This window comes from Bradyrhizobium sp. (genome assembly GCF_027307225.1).
GTDB lineage: Bacteria > Pseudomonadota > Alphaproteobacteria > Rhizobiales > Xanthobacteraceae > Bradyrhizobium.
Genome location: NZ_DAHUXJ010000157.1, coordinates 14,518 through 31,364, shown reverse-complemented (window position 1 = coordinate 31,364; position 16,847 = coordinate 14,518). Strand labels below are relative to the sequence as shown.

Annotated in this window: 16 protein-coding genes; 9 read left to right on the top strand and 7 right to left on the bottom strand. The window is 63.3% G+C overall.

Annotated elements, in window-relative coordinates:
* The first annotated feature begins 102 nt into the window (after positions 1-102).
* Entirely contained in the window at positions 103-1,353 is a 1,251-nt protein-coding gene (locus M6D32_RS26390) for an ABC transporter substrate-binding protein (RefSeq protein ID WP_298261906.1), read from the top strand.
* 71 nt (positions 1,354-1,424) lie between these two features.
* Positions 1,425-2,444, top strand: a complete 1,020-nt coding sequence (locus M6D32_RS26385) for a tellurite resistance/C4-dicarboxylate transporter family protein (RefSeq protein ID WP_298261904.1) — start codon at positions 1,425-1,427, stop codon at positions 2,442-2,444.
* A 16-nt stretch (positions 2,445-2,460) separates the two neighbouring features.
* Here M6D32_RS26385 and M6D32_RS26380 read toward each other — a convergent pair whose 3' ends face one another.
* The 4 genes from M6D32_RS26380 to M6D32_RS26365 all read right to left on the bottom strand — a co-directional run bounded on the left by M6D32_RS26380 (position 2,461) and on the right by M6D32_RS26365 (position 6,473).
* A complete protein-coding gene (locus tag M6D32_RS26380) occupies positions 2,461-3,336 on the bottom strand; it encodes a glycine reductase (RefSeq protein WP_298261902.1) in 876 nt (291 codons plus the stop codon).
* A 42-nt stretch (positions 3,337-3,378) separates the two neighbouring features.
* Positions 3,379-4,020: a TIGR02466 family protein gene (locus M6D32_RS26375; protein WP_298261900.1), complete on the bottom strand. Its 642-nt coding sequence runs from the start codon at positions 4,018-4,020 to the stop codon at positions 3,379-3,381.
* Between the two features lie 77 nt (positions 4,021-4,097).
* Positions 4,098-5,672, bottom strand: a complete 1,575-nt coding sequence (glpD, locus tag M6D32_RS26370; protein WP_298261898.1) for a glycerol-3-phosphate dehydrogenase — start codon at positions 5,670-5,672, stop codon at positions 4,098-4,100.
* Between the two features lie 6 nt (positions 5,673-5,678).
* Entirely contained in the window at positions 5,679-6,473 is a 795-nt protein-coding gene (locus tag M6D32_RS26365; protein WP_298261896.1) for a DeoR/GlpR family DNA-binding transcription regulator, read from the bottom strand.
* 477 nt (positions 6,474-6,950) lie between these two features.
* Here M6D32_RS26365 and M6D32_RS26360 point away from each other — a divergent pair, with 477 nt between their 5' ends.
* From M6D32_RS26360 to M6D32_RS26330, 7 genes are all read left to right on the top strand, one after another.
* Positions 6,951-8,030, top strand: coding sequence for an ABC transporter ATP-binding protein (locus M6D32_RS26360; RefSeq protein ID WP_298261895.1), 1,080 nt, complete (start codon positions 6,951-6,953; stop codon positions 8,028-8,030).
* A gap of 10 nt (positions 8,031-8,040) precedes the next feature.
* Positions 8,041-9,111 carry an ABC transporter ATP-binding protein gene (locus M6D32_RS26355; protein WP_298261893.1) on the top strand — a complete coding sequence of 357 codons (1,071 nt, stop codon included), beginning with the start codon at positions 8,041-8,043 and terminating at the stop codon, positions 9,109-9,111.
* Positions 9,111-9,998: a sugar ABC transporter permease gene (locus M6D32_RS26350; RefSeq protein WP_298261974.1), complete on the top strand. Its 888-nt coding sequence runs from the start codon at positions 9,111-9,113 to the stop codon at positions 9,996-9,998. Before M6D32_RS26355 ends, M6D32_RS26350 begins: the two co-directional genes overlap by 1 nt.
* Positions 9,998-10,804 (top strand): carbohydrate ABC transporter permease, encoded by an 807-nt coding sequence (locus M6D32_RS26345; RefSeq protein ID WP_298261891.1) that lies wholly within the window; start codon positions 9,998-10,000, stop codon positions 10,802-10,804. Before M6D32_RS26350 ends, M6D32_RS26345 begins: the two co-directional genes overlap by 1 nt.
* 13 nt (positions 10,805-10,817) lie before the next feature.
* Positions 10,818-11,135 carry a DUF2160 domain-containing protein gene (locus M6D32_RS26340; protein WP_298261888.1) on the top strand — a complete coding sequence of 106 codons (318 nt, stop codon included), beginning with the start codon at positions 10,818-10,820 and terminating at the stop codon, positions 11,133-11,135.
* Between the two features lie 55 nt (positions 11,136-11,190).
* On the top strand, positions 11,191-12,975 hold the full coding sequence (locus M6D32_RS26335; RefSeq protein WP_298261885.1) for an ABC transporter substrate-binding protein: 1,785 nt from the start codon (positions 11,191-11,193) through the stop codon (positions 12,973-12,975).
* Positions 12,976-13,367: 392 nt separating this feature from the next.
* Positions 13,368-13,955, top strand: a complete 588-nt coding sequence (locus M6D32_RS26330) for a rhodanese-like domain-containing protein (protein ID WP_298261883.1) — start codon at positions 13,368-13,370, stop codon at positions 13,953-13,955.
* Positions 13,956-14,050: 95 nt separating this feature from the next.
* On the opposite strand, the gene M6D32_RS26325 is transcribed toward M6D32_RS26330, so the two are convergent.
* From M6D32_RS26325 to M6D32_RS26315, 3 genes are all read right to left on the bottom strand, one after another.
* On the bottom strand, positions 14,051-14,893 hold the full coding sequence (locus M6D32_RS26325) for an amidohydrolase family protein (protein ID WP_298261882.1): 843 nt from the start codon (positions 14,891-14,893) through the stop codon (positions 14,051-14,053).
* A gap of 194 nt (positions 14,894-15,087) precedes the next feature.
* On the bottom strand, positions 15,088-15,387 hold the full coding sequence (locus M6D32_RS26320; RefSeq protein ID WP_298261881.1) for a hypothetical protein: 300 nt from the start codon (positions 15,385-15,387) through the stop codon (positions 15,088-15,090).
* Between the two features lie 102 nt (positions 15,388-15,489).
* On the bottom strand, positions 15,490-16,728 hold the full coding sequence (locus M6D32_RS26315) for a threonine ammonia-lyase (RefSeq protein WP_298261879.1): 1,239 nt from the start codon (positions 16,726-16,728) through the stop codon (positions 15,490-15,492).
* Positions 16,729-16,847: the final 119 nt, after the last annotated feature.

The following is a 16,847-nucleotide window of genomic DNA, read 5'->3' as shown; positions in this document are numbered from 1 at the left end:
CTTATCCAACTTTGTATCAACGGATCGAAGCGGGTCACGTCGCGTTACTGAATCGCATAATTGAATCACCCTTGTGGGGGGCGCCTCGCGAGGAGACCGAACATGCGAATACCCGTCGCGTTCGTCGTGCCGCTCGCGGCCGCGCTCTTTGCCGTCCCGGCGCAGGCGCAACAGCCGCCCAGCAACCCAATTAATGTCAAGATCGGCGTCCTCAGCGACATGTCCGGGCTCTACGCCGATATCGGCGGCCCGGGATCGGTCGTCGCGGCGAACATGGCGGTCGAGGATTTCAAGCCCGAAAGCCACCACATGAAGGTGGAGGTCGTCTCCGCCGATCACCAGAACAAACCTGATATCGGATCTTCCATCGCGCGCCGATGGTTCGACACCGAGCACGTCAACGCAATCGCGGACGTGCCGAACTCCGGCGTGGCGCTCGCGGTCAGCAATGTCACGAAGGAGAAAAACGGTGTCTTTCTCATTTCGGGCGCGGCGGATTCCGACCTGACCGACAAGCAGTGCTCGCCCAATTCCGTGCATTGGACCTATGATACCTGGGCGCTGGCACATGGAACCGGCGGCGCAATCGTGCGGCAAGGCGGCAAGAGCTGGTTTTTCATCACAGCCGACTATGCCTTCGGCCATGCGCTGGAGCGCGACACGGGAGCCGTCGTGCAGGCGGCCGGCGGCAAGGTGCTTGGTGCTGTCCGTGCGCCACTGAACACCGCCGATTTCTCCTCCTATCTGTTGCAGGCACAAGGCTCGAAGGCACAAGTCATCGGGCTCGCCAATGCCGGCGGCGACACCATCAACGCGGTCAAGCAGGCGGCCGAGTTCGGCATCGTCCAGCGCGGGCAGCGGCTCGCCGGCCTTCTGGTCTTCCTCACCGACGTTCACGCGCTCGGCCTGCAAACGGCGCAGGGCCTGACGCTGACGACCGCATTCTATTGGGACTTGAACGACAAGACCCGCGCCTTCGCCAAGCGCTTCGCCGCCCGCGACGGCGGCAAATATCCGACCATGGTTCAGGCCGGCGTGTATTCCTCGGTGCTGAATTATCTCGAGGCCGTCGCCAAGACCGGCTCGGCAACCGACGGCGCGAAGGTCGTCGAGGCCATGAAGGCGGCGCACTATGACGATCCGCTGTTCGGCGAGACCACCGTTCGCGAGGACGGGCGCGCGGTTCACGCCATGTATCTCGTCGAGGTCAAGAAGCCGTCGGAGTCGAAGGGGCCGTATGACTATTTCAAGGTCCTCGAGACGATCCCGGCCAACCAGGCCTTCCGTCCGCTGGCCGACGAGAAAGGCACCTGCGGCCTGGTGAAGAGCGCATCGCTGACGGGCGCGAAGTAGAGAGCAACGCGGCGGCAGCCTTCGACGGGAACGGAAGCGTTCCAAGGGCCGGACAAGCCCGGACATTTTCAGTGCAGCAGTTGTCGCCCGCCTATTTTGCACTCGTGATGGCAACCGGCATCGTGTCGACCGGAGCCCTGGATTTCCACCTGCCCTGGCTCGCGAAGGGATTGTTCGTTTTCAACCTCGCCGCTTTTGCCGTGCTCACAGGTCTGACGAGTTGGCGTGCGATCCGCTATCCCGCCCACTTCCTGGCCGACATGACCGACCACCGGCGCGCGCCCGGCTTCTTCACCGCGGTTGAGGCATCATGCATTCTCGGCAGCGAGTTTCTGCTGCTCGCGCACAGCGTGACGGCCGCGACCGTACTGCTGGCGCTCGGCACGCTGCTGTGGGTCGTCCTGACCTACACCATCTTCACCGCGCTGACGGTCAAGCACGACAAGCCTTCGCTGCAGGAAGGTCTCACCGGCGCGTGGCTCATCGCGGTGGTCGCGGCGCAATCGATCGCCGTGCTGGCGGCGATGATCGCGCGGGAGTGGCCGGAACCGCATCGGCTGGAGCTCAATTTCTTTGCACTCGCGATGTGGTCGTGGGGCGGAATGCTCTACATCTGGATCATCTCGCTCATTTTCTATCGCGAGACTTTTTTCGCCTTCTCTCCCGGCGATCTGACGCCGCCCTATTGGATCAACATGGGCGCGATGGCGATCTCGACGCTGGCCGGCACGGAGCTGGTGCGGAATGCGCCGGACGCGCCGTTTCTCGGCCTGCTGCTGCCGTTCCTCAACGGATTCACCGTCTTCTATTGGGCGACCGGCACGTGGTGGATCCCGATGCTGCTCGTGCTCTATGCGTGGCGACATCTCGTCCGGCGATTTCCGCTGCGCTACGATCCGCTTTACTGGGGCGCGGTGTTTCCATTGGGCATGTATGCGGTCGCGACAAAACAAATGGCCGCGACGCTGCAATTGCCGTTCCTTGCTCCCCTGCCGATGGCCGCTTTCGTGGTGGCGCTGGCCGCCTGGACCTTGGCCTTCGCCGCGCTCGCATGGCAGATGCGTGCGCAAGCCTTGGATGGAACGCGGTGACGTAAACGTCACAGCTCTATTTGGCGGCCGCCCTGCCGGCTGAAGCCTGCTTGGCGTCTGCCTGCCGCGCCCGGCGCTCATTGCCCAGCTTGAGCAATTGCTCGCGATTTTCAGGGGTGACGCGGCCATACCGTGCCCGCCAGATCACGCCGTCCTCTTTCCAGGCAAACGGCGAGTTGACGGTCGTTCGCGGCGCCCTCGCCGTCTCGAACAGCTTCAGCGCATTCCGCACGATCTCGCGCTGCATGTCGCGCTCCCAGGGATGTCCGCACGGGTTACCGAGCGGAAAATCCGTGAAGTAGAAGCGCGGCACGCCGCAGTGCTCGACGACGTCAAGCGCCGAGCCGATGATGACGGTCGGAATTCCGCCTGCTTCGAGATGACGCGCCACCAGGCTCGTGGTCTGGTGGCAGACCGGACACAGCGGACACAGGATCGCAGCGTCCGCGCCATCCTGCCGCACGCGGGCGAGGATTTCTGGCGCGTCTTCCTCTATCGTTTTCCGCTGGCTGTATTCCGTCGGCACGCCGTGAAAGCGCGCGGTCAGGCCTTTGAAAATTCCCTCGCGCGCCCATTCGGACGCGGCCTCGATCGGCAGGAAGCTTGCGCGATCATTGGTATGGGTCGATTCCTTGTCCCACGCGACATTGTCGGTGAAGAGGCTTGCAGGCGGCGGCGACACGGGAGCCGACCACACGCGCTTGACGCCGTCAAAATCCGCAGGGCTGGCGGTCGTGATGAACCCAATCCGAAGGTCCGAGAGCGGTCTCGGCAGCGGCGTGAAGGGAACGTCGTCGAAGGTCGCCCACACATAGTCGTTGGCATAACCGAGCGCGCGGTAATAATGGCGCGTGCGCTCCATGTAGCGGACAGGGGTATCGGCTTCGGCCATGGCGCATCTTCTCCCGCGTGTGACCCGTCCGTTTATACGCCTTTACCCCTGCGCGTAGAGGCCGAAATTGAACGCAACGGATATGCGCAAATCCCTGCCGCGATAGGGCCGCACCGCGTGCAGCAGGAACGACGGGAAGATGAACATCAACCCTGCGCGCGGACGGATGGTCTCGGCGCTGCCGGCGGAGCGGCCGTCTTCGCCGGCGAATCTCAACGACGGCGCATGCATCATTGGCGTCGGCCCGCGCGGATCGAACATGTCGAACTCGCCGCCAAGCGAGGGATCGTCGGCACAGCCGCCGTCGCGCACGTAATAGGTGCCGGACCAGAACGAGCCGGGATGGTAGTGGCAGGAGTTGGAATCGCCGGCCGCATTCACGTTGGCCCAGGCCTCGACCACCCAGTCCGGCCGCACCGGCTTGCCGTCGCGGTCGCTCGTCATCTGCGTCACGACGTTGCGGGCGACCGCGAGCACCTCCTCGATCCGCTTGCCGCCCCATTGCACGAGATCGCGGGATGAATGCCAGCCGCCGATATTCGACGCACCGATGCTGGCCTGCTCGGTGCGGCGGCTCAGGATGATCTCCTCGAGGTCGGCGTTGCGCGCCTCCGCATCCGGCAGCATCAGGGCTGCCACCGGCGTGGCGAACAGGCCCCTCACTTCGACGTTGCCGCTTGCCATCTCCACTTTCCTTCTTCCCGATCTGGCAGAAGGATACACCACCTGGCCGCCAGGCAAAGCGCGCGAAAGATCGCAGCTTACGGTGTCTGGGCTGCGGTCCGGGCTGCGCGGCGCTCCACCATGAAATCATCCAACGCCCTGATCTGATCGGCGGACAGCCGCAGGCCGAGCTTGGAGCGGCGCCAGACCACGTCGGCCGCCTCCTCCGCCCACTCCTCGCGCATCAGGTAAAGCACCTCGGCTTCGCTCAGGCCGGCGCCGAAATCGCGCCCGAGCGCCGCCTCGTCTTTCGCTGAACCGAGAATGGTCCGCGCCCGCGTGCCATAGGCACGGGCGAGACGGCGGCATAGCGTTGCGCTGAGCCACGGATAATCGCGCGCAAGATCGGCGAGCAGCGCATCGAATCCCTGCACCGGGAAATCGCCGCCGGGAAGCGGTACGCCGGCCGACCAATCGTGCCGCGCGCGTGCTTGCGCGCTGATATGATGGCCGAGCTTCTCCAGCACATGCAGCGCCAGGCGCCGGTAGGTGGTGATCTTGCCGCCGAACACCGACAACAGCGGCGCGCCCGCTTCGTCGAGCTCGAGCACATAGTCTCGCGTGGTCGCCTGGGCGTCGCTGGCGCCGTCGTCATACAGCGGGCGCACGCCGGAATAGGTCCACACCACGTCTTTCGGCTCGACGGCCTGCGCAAAATATTCGCTCGCCGCCGCGCAGAGATAGTCGATCTCTTCCTTCGAGGCCGCAACCTTCGCGGGGTCGCCGTGATAGTCGAGATCGGTCGTTCCGATCAGCGTGAAGTCGTGCTCGTAGGGAATGGCGAAAATGATCCGCTTGTCGGCGTTCTGGAAGATGTAGCAGCGGCCATGATCGAACAGTTTTGGCACCACGATGTGCGAGCCCTGCACCAGCCGCACCTCGGTGCGGGTATTGCGGCCGAGCGTCAACGCCAGCACATGATCGACCCACGGGCCCGCCGCGTTGACGAGGATGCGCGCGCGAACGGTTTCGAGTTTTCCGGTGCGCAGATTGTCCGTCGTGAGCTGCCAGACGTCTTCGCCGCGTTCGGCGGCAATCGCCCGGGTGCGGGTGCGGATGGTGGCGCCGCGATTCTGCGCGTCGCGGGCATTGAGCGCGACCATCCGCGCATCCTCGACCCAGCAGTCGGAATATTCGAAGCCGCGCCGGTAAATGCCGGGCTTGAGCGGCTTGCCGGCGGCATCGCGGGTCAGGTCCAGCGTCCTGGTCGGCGGCAACAGCTTGCGGCCGCCGAGATGGTCGTAGAGAAACAGGCCGAGCCGCAATATCCAGGCCGGGCGCAGCCCCTTGTGATAGGGAAGAACGAAGCGCAGCGGCCAGACGATATGCGGCGCCATGCGCCACAGCACCTCGCGCTCCATCAGCGCCTCGCGCACCAGGCGAAACTCGAAATATTCGAGATAGCGCAGCCCGCCATGAATGAGCTTGGTCGCCGCCGAGGACGTGCCGCTCGCCAGATCTCCCTGCTCGCACAGATAGACGGAAAGGCCGCGGCCGACCGCGTCACGCGCGATGCCGCAGCCATTGATCCCGCCGCCGATCACCGCGAGATCATACGTCCGGTCCAGTCCCGCCTCCGTGTCGGCGAATGTTTCGGTGTTCGATTGGTCCATGTGGCGTCAGTCCTGAATCTCCTCCGGAGGGCTGTCCGGAAGGGCCTCGACCACCTGAACCCCGTGGGCCGAGCAGGCTTCCCGCAAGGCGACGGAATCGAGCCGGTCGGTCACGAAGGTGTGGATTTGCGACATGTGGGCGATCCGCACCGGCGCCGCGCGCTGGAGCTTCATGCGGTCGCAGACCAGCATGACGCGGCGCGCATTCTCGATGATGGCGCGCGAGGCCGTCACCTCGAGCGCGTCGAAATCCAGTAGCGAGCCGTCCTCGTCAAGGGCAGAGGCGCCGATCACGGCGGTGTCGACCTTGAACTGGCGGATCGAATCGACGGCGCCGCCGCCGATGACCGCGCCATCGGACCGGCGCACCGGGCCGCCGATCACGATGACCTCCATCTCGGACTGCGGATAAAGCATCATGGCGACGTTGAGATTGTTGGTGACGACGCGCAGGCCGCTGCGGTTGCGGAGCGCCATCGCCACCTCTTCGGTCGTGGTGCCGATATTGATGAAGAGCGAGGATTTGTCGGGGATCAGCGCGGCTGCGGCTATACCGATCGCACGTTTGGCGTCGGCGGCGATCAGGCGGCGGGCCTCGTAGGACAGGTTCTCGACGGAAGACGAAATCAGCGCGCCGCCATGGGTACGCGTCAGCACGCGGCGATCGCAGAGGTCGTTCAGATCGCGCCGGATCGTCTGCGGCGTGACGTCGAAGCGCAGCGCCAGGTCCTCGACGGCGACCCGCCCGGTCGTGCGCGCCAGCGAGACGATGTCGCTCTGACGATCAGTGAGCGGCTGCATGGGCGCTCCCGGATCGAACCAGGCAAGGCGCGCGCAGACCGCAAAGAGAGATCGATGCGGTCAAGGACATGTCCCGCCCCGGATACCGTTCCCGAACAAGAAAACCTCCCCGCTTCGGTGCCAAGCCGAAGCCATCCCGATGCTCCACCCCCGCGACCAGATCGCGCTCGGTCTCGGGAGGGATTTTCTTTTCATTTTCGTTTTGCTCGCTTGCAGACTAAATCAGGTTCATATAGAAAACAATCAATCAAAAGATCGAAACCAAACGAACGCAACAGGGGACACGGGGAGGGTGCCCAAATGCCGCCAGTCGGGATCATGCGGGCTTGTGCCTCGGCGCGACGTTTAAAGGGCAGCCGTAGACGGCAAGACAGCGCTGCAAGGACGATCCGGCCTGGTGTGGTTTCGCGCGCTCGGAGCCGTTCGGGCTCTCGCGCGCCATGCGCTTCATCTCCTCCTTTTTCGGCATGAGCGCGGATGAGCATTCATCTGCAGAATGTCAGCGTCGAAATCGGCGGCGAAAAGATCATCGATCACGTCGATCTTGCGCTCGAGCGCGGCACGATGAACGTGCTTCTCGGCGCGACATTGGCAGGCAAGACGAGCCTGATGCGTCTGATGGCGGGCCTTGATAAACCGACGAGCGGAAAAATCCTGGTCGACGGCGCCGACGTCACCGGCGTGCCCGTGCGCAAGCGCTCGGTCGCAATGGTCTATCAGCAATTCGTCAACTACCCTTCCCTTTCGGTCTACGAGAACATCGCCTCCCCGTTGCGCGTCGCCAAGGTCAAGGGCGACGAGCTAGACCGGCGCGTGCGCGAGGCGGCCAGGATATTGGGCCTCGAGCCATTGTTGAAACGCCAGCCGTCGCAGCTTTCCGGCGGCCAGCAGCAGCGCACCGCGATCGCGCGCGCACTCACCAAGCGCGCCGATCTCGTGCTGCTCGACGAGCCGCTCGCCAATCTCGATTACAAGCTGCGCGAGGAACTGCGCGAAGAGCTGCCGCGGATCCTGTCGCAAACCGGCGCTACGCTTGTTTATGCAACGACCGAACCGCTCGAGGCGCTGCAGCTCGGCGGCAAGACCGCCACCCTCTCGCAAGGACGCCTCGTTCAGTTCGGTCCGGCGGGCGATGTCTATCATCGTCCGAACCACATCGAATCCGCGCGCGTCTTTTCCGATCCGCCTTTGAACGAACTGCCGATCAGCAAAACGGCTGCGGAAGTCCGTTTCGCCGACGGCTCGACACGGCCGGCGATCGGCACGCTCGCGCGCATCGCCGACGGCAATTATACGGTGGCGTTTCGCGCCGACATCGTCAGCCTGCGCGCCGCCTGGCCGCAATCCCTGACCTTTTCCGGCGAAATTTCGGTCGCGGAGATCTCGGGCTCCGAGAGCTTCGTGCATGTGACCTCGCCGCTCGGCACCTTCGTCTGCGTCGAACCCGGTGTCTCTACGCTCCAGCCAGGCCAGCGCGTCGACGTGCATGTCGATGCGGCGCGGGTATTCGTGTTCGATTCCGCCGGCGCGCTGGTCGACGCCGGCAAAGCGAGTTGAGGAGCGGCAGATGGCACGCATCACGCTCGACGGCATCGCCCACTCCTACGACCAGGATCTCTCCTACGCGCTGAAGCCGATCAACCACGAGTGGACGCAGGGACGCTCCTATGCACTGCTCGGCCCTTCCGGCTGCGGCAAGACCACGCTGCTCAACATCATTTCCGGCCTCGTCTTCCCCTCGCAGGGCCGGCTGTTGTTCGACGGCAAGGACGTCACCAACCTGCCGACCGAGCAGCGCAATATCGCGCAAGTGTTCCAGTTCCCTGTCGTCTACGACACGATGACGGTCGCCGAAAATCTCGCATTCCCCCTGAAGAACCGCGGCCTCGGCCGCGCCGCGATCCGGACGCGCGTCAGCGAAATCGCCGATCTCCTGGGGCTGACGAGCGACCTCCACCGGCGCGCGCGCAGGCTGACGGCGGATGCGAAGCAGAAGATCTCGCTCGGGCGCGGCCTCGTGCGGTCCGACGTTGCCGCCGTGCTGTTCGACGAGCCGCTGACGGTGATCGATCCGTCGCTGAAATGGGAGCTGCGCTCCAAGCTCAAGGCCGTGCACCGCGCGCTCGACGTGCTGATGATCTATGTGACGCATGACCAGGTCGAGGCGCTGACCTTCGCCGACGAAGTCGTCGTGATGAAGGACGGCCGCATCCTTCAGATCGCAACCCCGACGCAGCTGTTCGAGCAGCCGGAGCACACGTTTGTGGGCTATTTCATCGGCTCGCCCGGCATGAACCTGGTCGACGCCGAAATCGATGGCGCCGAAGCACGTGTCGGCGAACAGACCGTCCGCCTCTCGGCGCGCTACAACAAGCCGCCGGCCGGCTCTTCGGTGCGCCTCGGCTTCCGGCCCGACTACACCACGCTGGTGGCGGGCGGCGACATGAAAGTGCGCGTGCAGCGGATCGAGGATCTCGGCCGCCGCCGCCTCGCCAAGGTTTCGCTCGGCGCGCAGGATATTTTCGCGGTCGTTCCGCATGGCCAGTCGGTGCCGGGCGATGCAGCCGGCATCGCCATCAAGCCCGAGCGTCTCTTTGTCTATGTCAATGACGAGCGCGTCGCGGGAGAGCCGCTGTGATCGAAAAACCGATCAACAACCGCGCCTGGCTGCTGGTTCTCCCGGTGCTCGCTTTCGTGCTGTTCTCGGCGCTGTTGCCGATGATGACCGTGGTGAACTACTCGCTGCAAGACAGCATGGGCGCCAACAATTTCTTCTGGAACGGCGACGCCTGGTTCCGCGACGTGCTCAACCCGTCGACCGATATCGGCGCGCGTTTCTTCGATGCGCTGGGCAGGAACCTCAGTTTCTCGTTTGCCGCTCTTCTGATCGAAGTGCCGCTTGGTATCGCCATCGCACTGTGCCTGCCGCGCGGCGGCTGGGCGGTTGGCCCATGCCTTGTCCTGATCGCGCTGCCGATGCTGATTCCATGGAACGTCGTCGGCACCATCTGGCAGATTTTCGCCCGCGCCGATATCGGCCTGTTCGGCGCGGCGGTCAACGGCCTCGGCATTCCCTATAACGACACCCAGAATCCGGTTTCCGCCTGGATCACCATCGTGATCATCGACGTCTGGCACTGGACGCCACTGGTCATCCTGTTGAGCTATGCCGGGCTTCGCGCCATCCCCGACGCGTTCTACCAGGCCGCGCGCATCGACGCCGCGAGCCGCTGGGCCGTCTTTGTCAACATCGAACTGCCGAAGCTGCAGAAGGTGCTGGTGATCGCGGTTCTCTTGCGCTTCATGCAGACCTTCATGATCTATACCGAGCCCTTCGTCGTGACCGGCGGCGGCCCCGGCAGCGCCACGACCTTCCTCTCCATCGACCTCGTCAAGATCGCGCTCGGCCAGGTCGACCTCGGCAACGCAGCCGCGATGTCGCTGATCTACAACCTCATCACCATCACCCTGTGCTGGATCTTCTACACGATCATGACCCAGCTCGATCGCAGGAGGGATGCCTGATGCGCCGCGGTGTGATGCCCAGGGTTATGCTCATCGCCTATCTCGCGATGCTGATGCTGCCGATCTATTGGCTCATCAACCTGAGCCTGCGGCCGAACGAAGACATCATGTCTCGCATGGCGTTGTGGCCGCATCACCCGACGCTGGAGAAATATTTCTTCATTCTCAACGATCCGACCTGGGTGCATGCCTTCGGCGTCTCGCTGACCTATGTGCTGATCAACACCGTGATCTCGGTGACCGTCGCGCTGCCCGCGGCCTACGCCTTCAACCGCTTCAGCTTCATCGGCGACAAACACCTGTTCTTCTGGCTGCTGACCAACCTGATGGCGCCGGCGGCCGTTTATGCGATGCCGTTCTTCAATCTCTATTACGCGGTCGGGTTGTTCGACACGGTCTGGGCGGTGGCGCTGGCGCATTGCCTGTTCAACGTGCCGCTCGCGGTGTGGATTCTCGAAGGCTTCATCGGCGGGGTGCCGCGCGAGATCGACGAGTCGGCCGCGATCGACGGCTACTCCTTCTCGCGCTTCTTCATCCGCATCTTCCTTCCGCTGATCGCCAATGGCATCGGCGTTACGGCCTTCTTCTGCTTCATGTTCTCCTGGGTCGAGCAACTGCTCGCCACGACGCTGACGGCGACCAACGCCCTGCCTTTCGCCGCCGTGATGACCCGCAGCTATTCGGTTTCCGGCATGGACTGGACGCTGCTCGCCGCAGCCGGCGTGCTCACCATGATCCCGGGCGCCATCGTCATCTGGTTCGTGCGCAATCATATCGCCAAGGGCTTTGCCCTTGGGCGCGTCTAGAGGGGCGGCTCGGATGTTTGAAACGATCGCCAAAGGCTGGGAAGAGTTCGCTACCAAGTTCACCTGGATGGCATGGACCTGGGAAACCGCGATCTTCTTCAGCTTCATTGCGTCGGCGCTCGTTATCCTGACGCTGCTTGCGGTCTATCGGCCGGAGACGCCCCGCCGGGGCATTCTCGGTTTTCCCACCACGCGCGGCGACCGCTTTTTCGTGACGATGCTCGGCGCGGCCTACATTCACATCTTATGGATCGGATTCGGCGGAGGAGAGCTCTGGTTTGCACTCGGCATATCGGGGCTGTTCGGTATCGCCATGTTCATTTTCGCCTAACGGGGCGAGAGCCTGACGCGCATGGTGCACGGCAGGTCTACAGGGAGGAGCCAACATGGACATCAAACGTCGTGACGTCTTGAAAGGCGCGGCGGCAACGGCGGCAACGACAGCCGTCGCGGCGCCCGCATTACTGACCCCAACGCCGAGTTATGCGCAGCAGATGGATGCGGCCAAGAAATGGATCGACGCCGAATTCCAGCCGTCGACGCTGACCAAGGAACAGCAGATGGCCGAGATGCAGTGGTTCATCAAGGCCGCGACGCCGTTCAAGGGCATGAAGGTGAGCTGCGCCTCGGAAATTCTCGGCATTCACGAATATGAATCGAAGACCCTGACCAAGGCCTTCGCCGAGATCACCGGCATCCAGGTCAACCACGAAATGATGGACGAAGGCCTGATCGTCGACAAGATCGAGGTCGAGATCCAGTCCGGCAAGCCGATCTACGATTTCTGGATGAACGATTCCGACTTCATCGGCACCCATCCGCGCTACAACGACATCATCGGCGGATCGCTCACCGATTTCATGGCGGGCGATGGCAAGGACATCACCAACCCCAACCTCGACCTGAAGGACTTCATCGGGCTGTCCTTTGCGACCTTCACGGACGGCAAGCTCTATCAGCTTCCCGACCAGCAGTTCGCCAACCTCTACTGGTTCCGTTACGACTGGTTCCAGCGGCCGGAGCTGAAGAAAGCCTTCAAGGAAAAGTTCGGCTACGAACTCGGCGTGCCGGTGAACTGGTCGGCCTATGAGGACATCGCCGACTTCTTCACCAACACGGTCAAGCAAATCGACGGCCAGCGCGTCTACGGCCACATGGACTACGGCAAGAAGGATCCGTCGCTCGGCTGGCGCTTCACCGACGCCTGGCTCGCGATGGCCGGTAACGGCGATCGCGGCCTGCCGAACGGCAAGCCGGTCGACGAATGGGGCATCCGCATGGAAGACGGCATTCCGCGCGGCTCCTCGATCCGCCGTGGCGGCGACGCCAACGGGCCGGCAGCCGTCTACGCGCTGACCAAGTTCGTCGAGTGGCTGAAGAAGTATGCGCCGCCGGAAGCCGCGGGCATGGACTTCCTCGAAGCCGGCGCTGTGCCGGCACAGGGGCATATCGCGCAGCAGATCTTCTGGTACAGCGCTTTCACTGCCGCGCTGTCCAAGCCTGATCTTCCGGTCATGAACAAGGACGGCACGCCGAAGTGGCGCATGGCGCCGAGCCCGCACGGCGCTTACTGGAAGGACGGCATGAAACTGGGCTATCAGGACCAGGGCTGCTGGACCTACATGAAATATGCGCCGAAGGACAACATCAAGGCTGGCTGGCTCTACGGCCAGTTCTGCGTCTCGAAGACCGTCTCGCTCAAGAAGTCCGTGACCTTCCTTCACGTCATCCGCGAAAGCGACATCTGGCATCAGGCGATGACGGATCTCGCACCCAAGGTCGGCGGCTGGGTCGAGTTCTATCGCAGCCCGGCGCGCAAGCTCTGGACTCCGACGGGCGTCAACGTGCCGGAATACGGCAAGCTGGCGCAGGTCTGGTGGCAGAACGTGTCGAAGGCCATCTCGGGCGAGGTCACGCCGCAGCAAGCCATGGACGGCCTGGCGCGCGACCAGGACTCCATCCTCGGCCGCCTCGAGAAGTCAGGCGTTCAAGGCAAGCTCGGGCCGAAGCTCAATGAAGAGAAGGACCCCGAGTACTGGTACGCCAAGGCCGAGAAGGACGGTAACCTTGCGCCGCAGCGCAAGCTCGCCAATGAGAAGCCGAAAGGTGAAACTGTCGACTACGACGAACTGATCAAGTCCTGGAAGGCGGAAAAACCGCAAAAGGGCTGAGACAAAACGAAAGCGCGGGATCTCACGGTCCCGCGCCTCTTCTTGACGATCTCTTCACGAACCCGCGTCCCTCGCCGCCGCGCCGCGCGGACGATCACTCCGGCAACAGCAGATGCGGTTCACCCTTCGACCTGGCTGCTCAGTCGCGCGCTCTCTTTGTTGCGTTGCAATCGTCTCGCGGCGAGACGATTCAGCGTCACAGTAGTGACGCAGTCGAAGTAAAATCTGCTACAAACGTTACTGATCGCGGTCGACTGTTCTCCGATTCAGAGATCTTGCAGCCAATTTGTTGGCCGCGAGCTGTTCCGCGTGAAGCCGAGACGTTCAGGAGCAATCGCGACAAAACATAAATAAGCCTCGCGCAAGAAGCGGCGAAGATTGGGAGACGACAAATGAAAACCTTTGCTGGTTGGTTGGTCGTACTGTTGATGGGCTTTGGCGCTGCGCACGCCTTCGATGCGGCCTCGGTGCCGGCGCCGAAGCGCACTAAATTGGGACAGTACCTGTCGTCGCAGGAAGCGGCGAAGTTCATGGATCAGAATGCATCGAAGGCGCTGTTCCTCGACGTGAGGACGCCGGCCGAGGTGACGTTCCTGGGGATGCCGGCGCAAGCGGATGCCAACGTGCCCTATATGAAGGAGCCGGATTTCCCAACGTGGGACAGCGTCAAGGGAACCTTCAAGCTGGAACCCAATCCGGACTTCATCACCGAGGTTCGTCGCAGGCTCGCTGCAAAACATCTTCAGCCGGCCGATCCCATCGTGCTGATCTGCCGGTCCGGCGACCGCAGCGCGGCTGCGGCCAATCTTCTCGCCGAGGCCGGATTCAAGAACGTCTATTCGGTCGTCGACGGATATGAGGGCGATCTCGCAACTTCCGGGCCGAAGGCCGGACAGCGCGCGGTCAACGGATGGAAGAACGCCGGCCTGCCGTGGTCGTACAAGCTCGACAAGGCCAAAATGTACAAGATGGAGAACTAGCTAGCGCGGCGAATTTGAAGTTCCTATCGGTTGCGCCGTAACCTCGTCATAGGAACTTCAAATTCTAAACCGCACTAGGATCACATAATTGGCCGCTATCCCTTCTTGGGCGACCAGCCATAGGCCTTGGCCGTAGCGCCGCCCATCAACATCGCCCGTTCGGTTTCGCTCAACCGCTTGGTCTCGAAGAACGGCTTGACCGCCTGCTCGTAATTGACGACCGCAAACGCGCGCGTCCAGTCCGTGCCCCACAGGCAGCGCTCGAAACCCCATGTATCGAACACGCGCGCGAGCGGATCCCAGATGTCGTCGAAGGGATAAGGCTTTTTCGACAGCGTGCAGGCGCCGGAAACCTTGATCACCACGTTCTTGCGTTTGGCGAGTTCCAGCACCTTCGGCAGATCGGCCCACGGCTCGGCCGGCGGGCCCGGCACGCGCGGCTGCAGGATGCCGAGGTGATCGAGGATGAAGCGCGTATCGGGATGGCGATCGATCAGCGTAGTACCGGCTTCCAGATTGTCCCAGCACAGTACATTGACCGGAAAATCGTGCCGCGCGGCCGACCGCGCGATGCGGTCGATGCCGGGATCCCTGGGATCGCGCCTGTTGTCCCTGGTCAGCATGATGCGGATGCCGACGGTGCCCGGCGTCTTCTTCCACTCGGCGACGACGTCATCCACCGCCGGATTGTCGGGATCGACCGGCTTGACGATCGCCATCCGGGTCGGATGGGCGCGCGCCACCTCGACCGCGTAGCTTCCGTCATAGCGGTACATGGAAAACGAGGAGATGAAGATCGCGCCGTCGACGCCGACCTTGTCCATCGCCGCCACCATCTCGTCGCCGGTGACATGAGGCGGCCAGTTCGGCACGGTCGCCCACGGCCGCTTCGGCGTGTTCGCCTCATAGGCGTGGACCTGGGAATCGATAATCGGCATCCGGGCGCTCCTCTTTTGTTTTGCCGGGAGTTTTGACTTCGCTGGGAGCGTGTGTCCAGAGGCGAAGGCTGTCATGCATGCACCTGCCTGCGCCCTGCATAGCGGCGCACTTGACGCGACCTTCGGCTATCCAGCACGGGCGCGAGCAACTCTCGCGTCCGTGGCCGGCACAGCCGATCACAAGCTTGAGAACGTCAAAACTTCGACACCTTGCGGTCGGGATCGTCCTCGAACGGCGGCGGCCATACCTTGCAGTCGAAACTGCGGCTGATGCCGGGGCAGACCCAGTCCGACGAGGACCGGGCCATCGGCTGCGCGGGAGGGCCGACCCAGGCCCCGCGGTAGGGATACGTCCCGTACCATCCATGTTTCTTCATATGCATGTGATGCACATGCCGGCTGGCCTTGGCGGCTGCGGGCGTGATCGCCGGAATCGCCGCCACTGCCGCGGCGCCGATGGCGAGCGTCAACACGCGGATCGCAAATTTACCCATGGGGATCTCCTGATCGTTCTTCCCCAAGGATAAACCCGGACCATCCGTTCCATTCATCACTTAAATGAAATTTAGACGGCCCTGATGTCCCGCAGGACACGATCACAGCAGAACTTCGACGTTGAAGTCGGCGGCGCGCAGCGCCTCGATGATGGACGTCAGATGAGCCCGGTCGCGGGTCTCGATCACGACTTCCAGCACCACGTCCTTGGCCGGCAACACCGTGAAGATCCGCTGGTGTGCGACTTCGACGATGTTCGCCCCGGCATTGCTGAGTACGGCGACCACCGCGGCAAGTTGGCCGGGCCGATCGACGATGTCGAAGCGCAGCCGCGACAGGCGGCCTTCCCGGGCAAGCTGACGGGTCAATACGCCCGATAGCAGCCGGGTGTCGATATTGCCGCCGCTCAGCACCAGGCCGAGCTTGCGGCCTTTGAAGCGATGGGGATCGGCGAGCACGGCGGCAAGGCCAGCCGCGCCGGCGCCTTCCGTCACTGACTTCTCGATCGTCAACAACAGGCTCAGCGCGTGCTCGACGTGCTGCTCGTTGACGAGAACGATGTCATCGACCAGCGCCCGCACGATTTCCGAAGTGATGACGCCCGGCGCCTTGACCGCAATGCCCTCGGCGAGCGTATCGCCGCGCATCGGCAGCGACTGCGCCTTCACCACATTGTACATCGACGGATAGAGCGCGGCTTGCACGCCGATCACTTCGATTGCCGGCTTGATCGCCTTCGCCGCCACCGCCATGCCGGAAATCAGGCCGCCGCCGCCGATCGGAACGATCAGGACGTCGAGATCGGGCTGTGAGGTCAGCATCTCGAGCGCAATCGTGCCCTGGCCAGCGATGATCAGCGGGTCGTCATAGGGATGGATATAGGTCAGGCCGCGGCCCTGGCCATACGACCTTGCCAGGGCTGCCGCTTCTTCCAGCGTCGCACCGCCTTCAATCACGGTCGCGCCATGGCGGCGCGTGTTCTCGATCTTGACGGTGGGGGTGCCGACCGGAACGAAGATGGTCGCCGGAATCGAAAGGCGCGCCGCATGGTAGGCGACGCCCTGGGCATGATTGCCGGCCGAGGCTGCGGCCACGCCTTTCTGGCGCTGCTCAGGCGCCAGCGCCGACAGCCGGTTGAGCGCGCCCCGCTCCTTGAATGTGGCGGTGAATTGCAGGTTCTCGAACTTGAGCCAGATGCGGGCGCCGGTGATGTCCGACAGCGTACGGCTGTGATCGCAAGGCGTACGTTTCACAAAGCCGGCAACGGTCGCGGCTGCCGCCTCGATATCGCGAAGGGTGACCGGCAGGGTTACCGGAGACGCCTGGGGGATCTTGTTCATGGCACTAGCGCTCCGATTCCGAAGTTCGCAAGCTATCGCGGCGAAGCTCCGGCGGCATGAACGCCGATTTTATCGGCGAGGTCTGCGCCGACGCGCTCCATTCTAGCTCAATCGCGGGC

What these genes read in the sequence shown, in the direction of transcription:
- M6D32_RS26390 (WP_298261906.1), top strand. Translation starts at nt 103, where the DNA reads ATGCGAATACCCGTCGCGTTCGTCGTGCCGCTCGCGGCCGCGCTCTTT.
- M6D32_RS26380 (WP_298261902.1), bottom strand. Translation starts at nt 3,336, where the DNA reads ATGGCCGAAGCCGATACCCCTGTCCGCTACATGGAGCGCACGCGCCAT.
- M6D32_RS26375 (WP_298261900.1), bottom strand. Translation starts at nt 4,020, where the DNA reads ATGGCAAGCGGCAACGTCGAAGTGAGGGGCCTGTTCGCCACGCCGGTG.
- glpD (WP_298261898.1), bottom strand. Translation starts at nt 5,672, where the DNA reads ATGGACCAATCGAACACCGAAACATTCGCCGACACGGAGGCGGGACTG.
- M6D32_RS26365 (WP_298261896.1), bottom strand. Translation starts at nt 6,473, where the DNA reads ATGCAGCCGCTCACTGATCGTCAGAGCGACATCGTCTCGCTGGCGCGC.
- M6D32_RS26360 (WP_298261895.1), top strand. Translation starts at nt 6,951, where the DNA reads ATGAGCATTCATCTGCAGAATGTCAGCGTCGAAATCGGCGGCGAAAAG.
- M6D32_RS26355 (WP_298261893.1), top strand. Translation starts at nt 8,041, where the DNA reads ATGGCACGCATCACGCTCGACGGCATCGCCCACTCCTACGACCAGGAT.
- M6D32_RS26345 (WP_298261891.1), top strand. Translation starts at nt 9,998, where the DNA reads ATGCGCCGCGGTGTGATGCCCAGGGTTATGCTCATCGCCTATCTCGCG.
- M6D32_RS26340 (WP_298261888.1), top strand. Translation starts at nt 10,818, where the DNA reads ATGTTTGAAACGATCGCCAAAGGCTGGGAAGAGTTCGCTACCAAGTTC.
- M6D32_RS26335 (WP_298261885.1), top strand. Translation starts at nt 11,191, where the DNA reads ATGGACATCAAACGTCGTGACGTCTTGAAAGGCGCGGCGGCAACGGCG.
- M6D32_RS26330 (WP_298261883.1), top strand. Translation starts at nt 13,368, where the DNA reads ATGAAAACCTTTGCTGGTTGGTTGGTCGTACTGTTGATGGGCTTTGGC.
- M6D32_RS26325 (WP_298261882.1), bottom strand. Translation starts at nt 14,893, where the DNA reads ATGCCGATTATCGATTCCCAGGTCCACGCCTATGAGGCGAACACGCCG.
- M6D32_RS26320 (WP_298261881.1), bottom strand. Translation starts at nt 15,387, where the DNA reads ATGGGTAAATTTGCGATCCGCGTGTTGACGCTCGCCATCGGCGCCGCG.
- M6D32_RS26315 (WP_298261879.1), bottom strand. Translation starts at nt 16,728, where the DNA reads ATGAACAAGATCCCCCAGGCGTCTCCGGTAACCCTGCCGGTCACCCTT.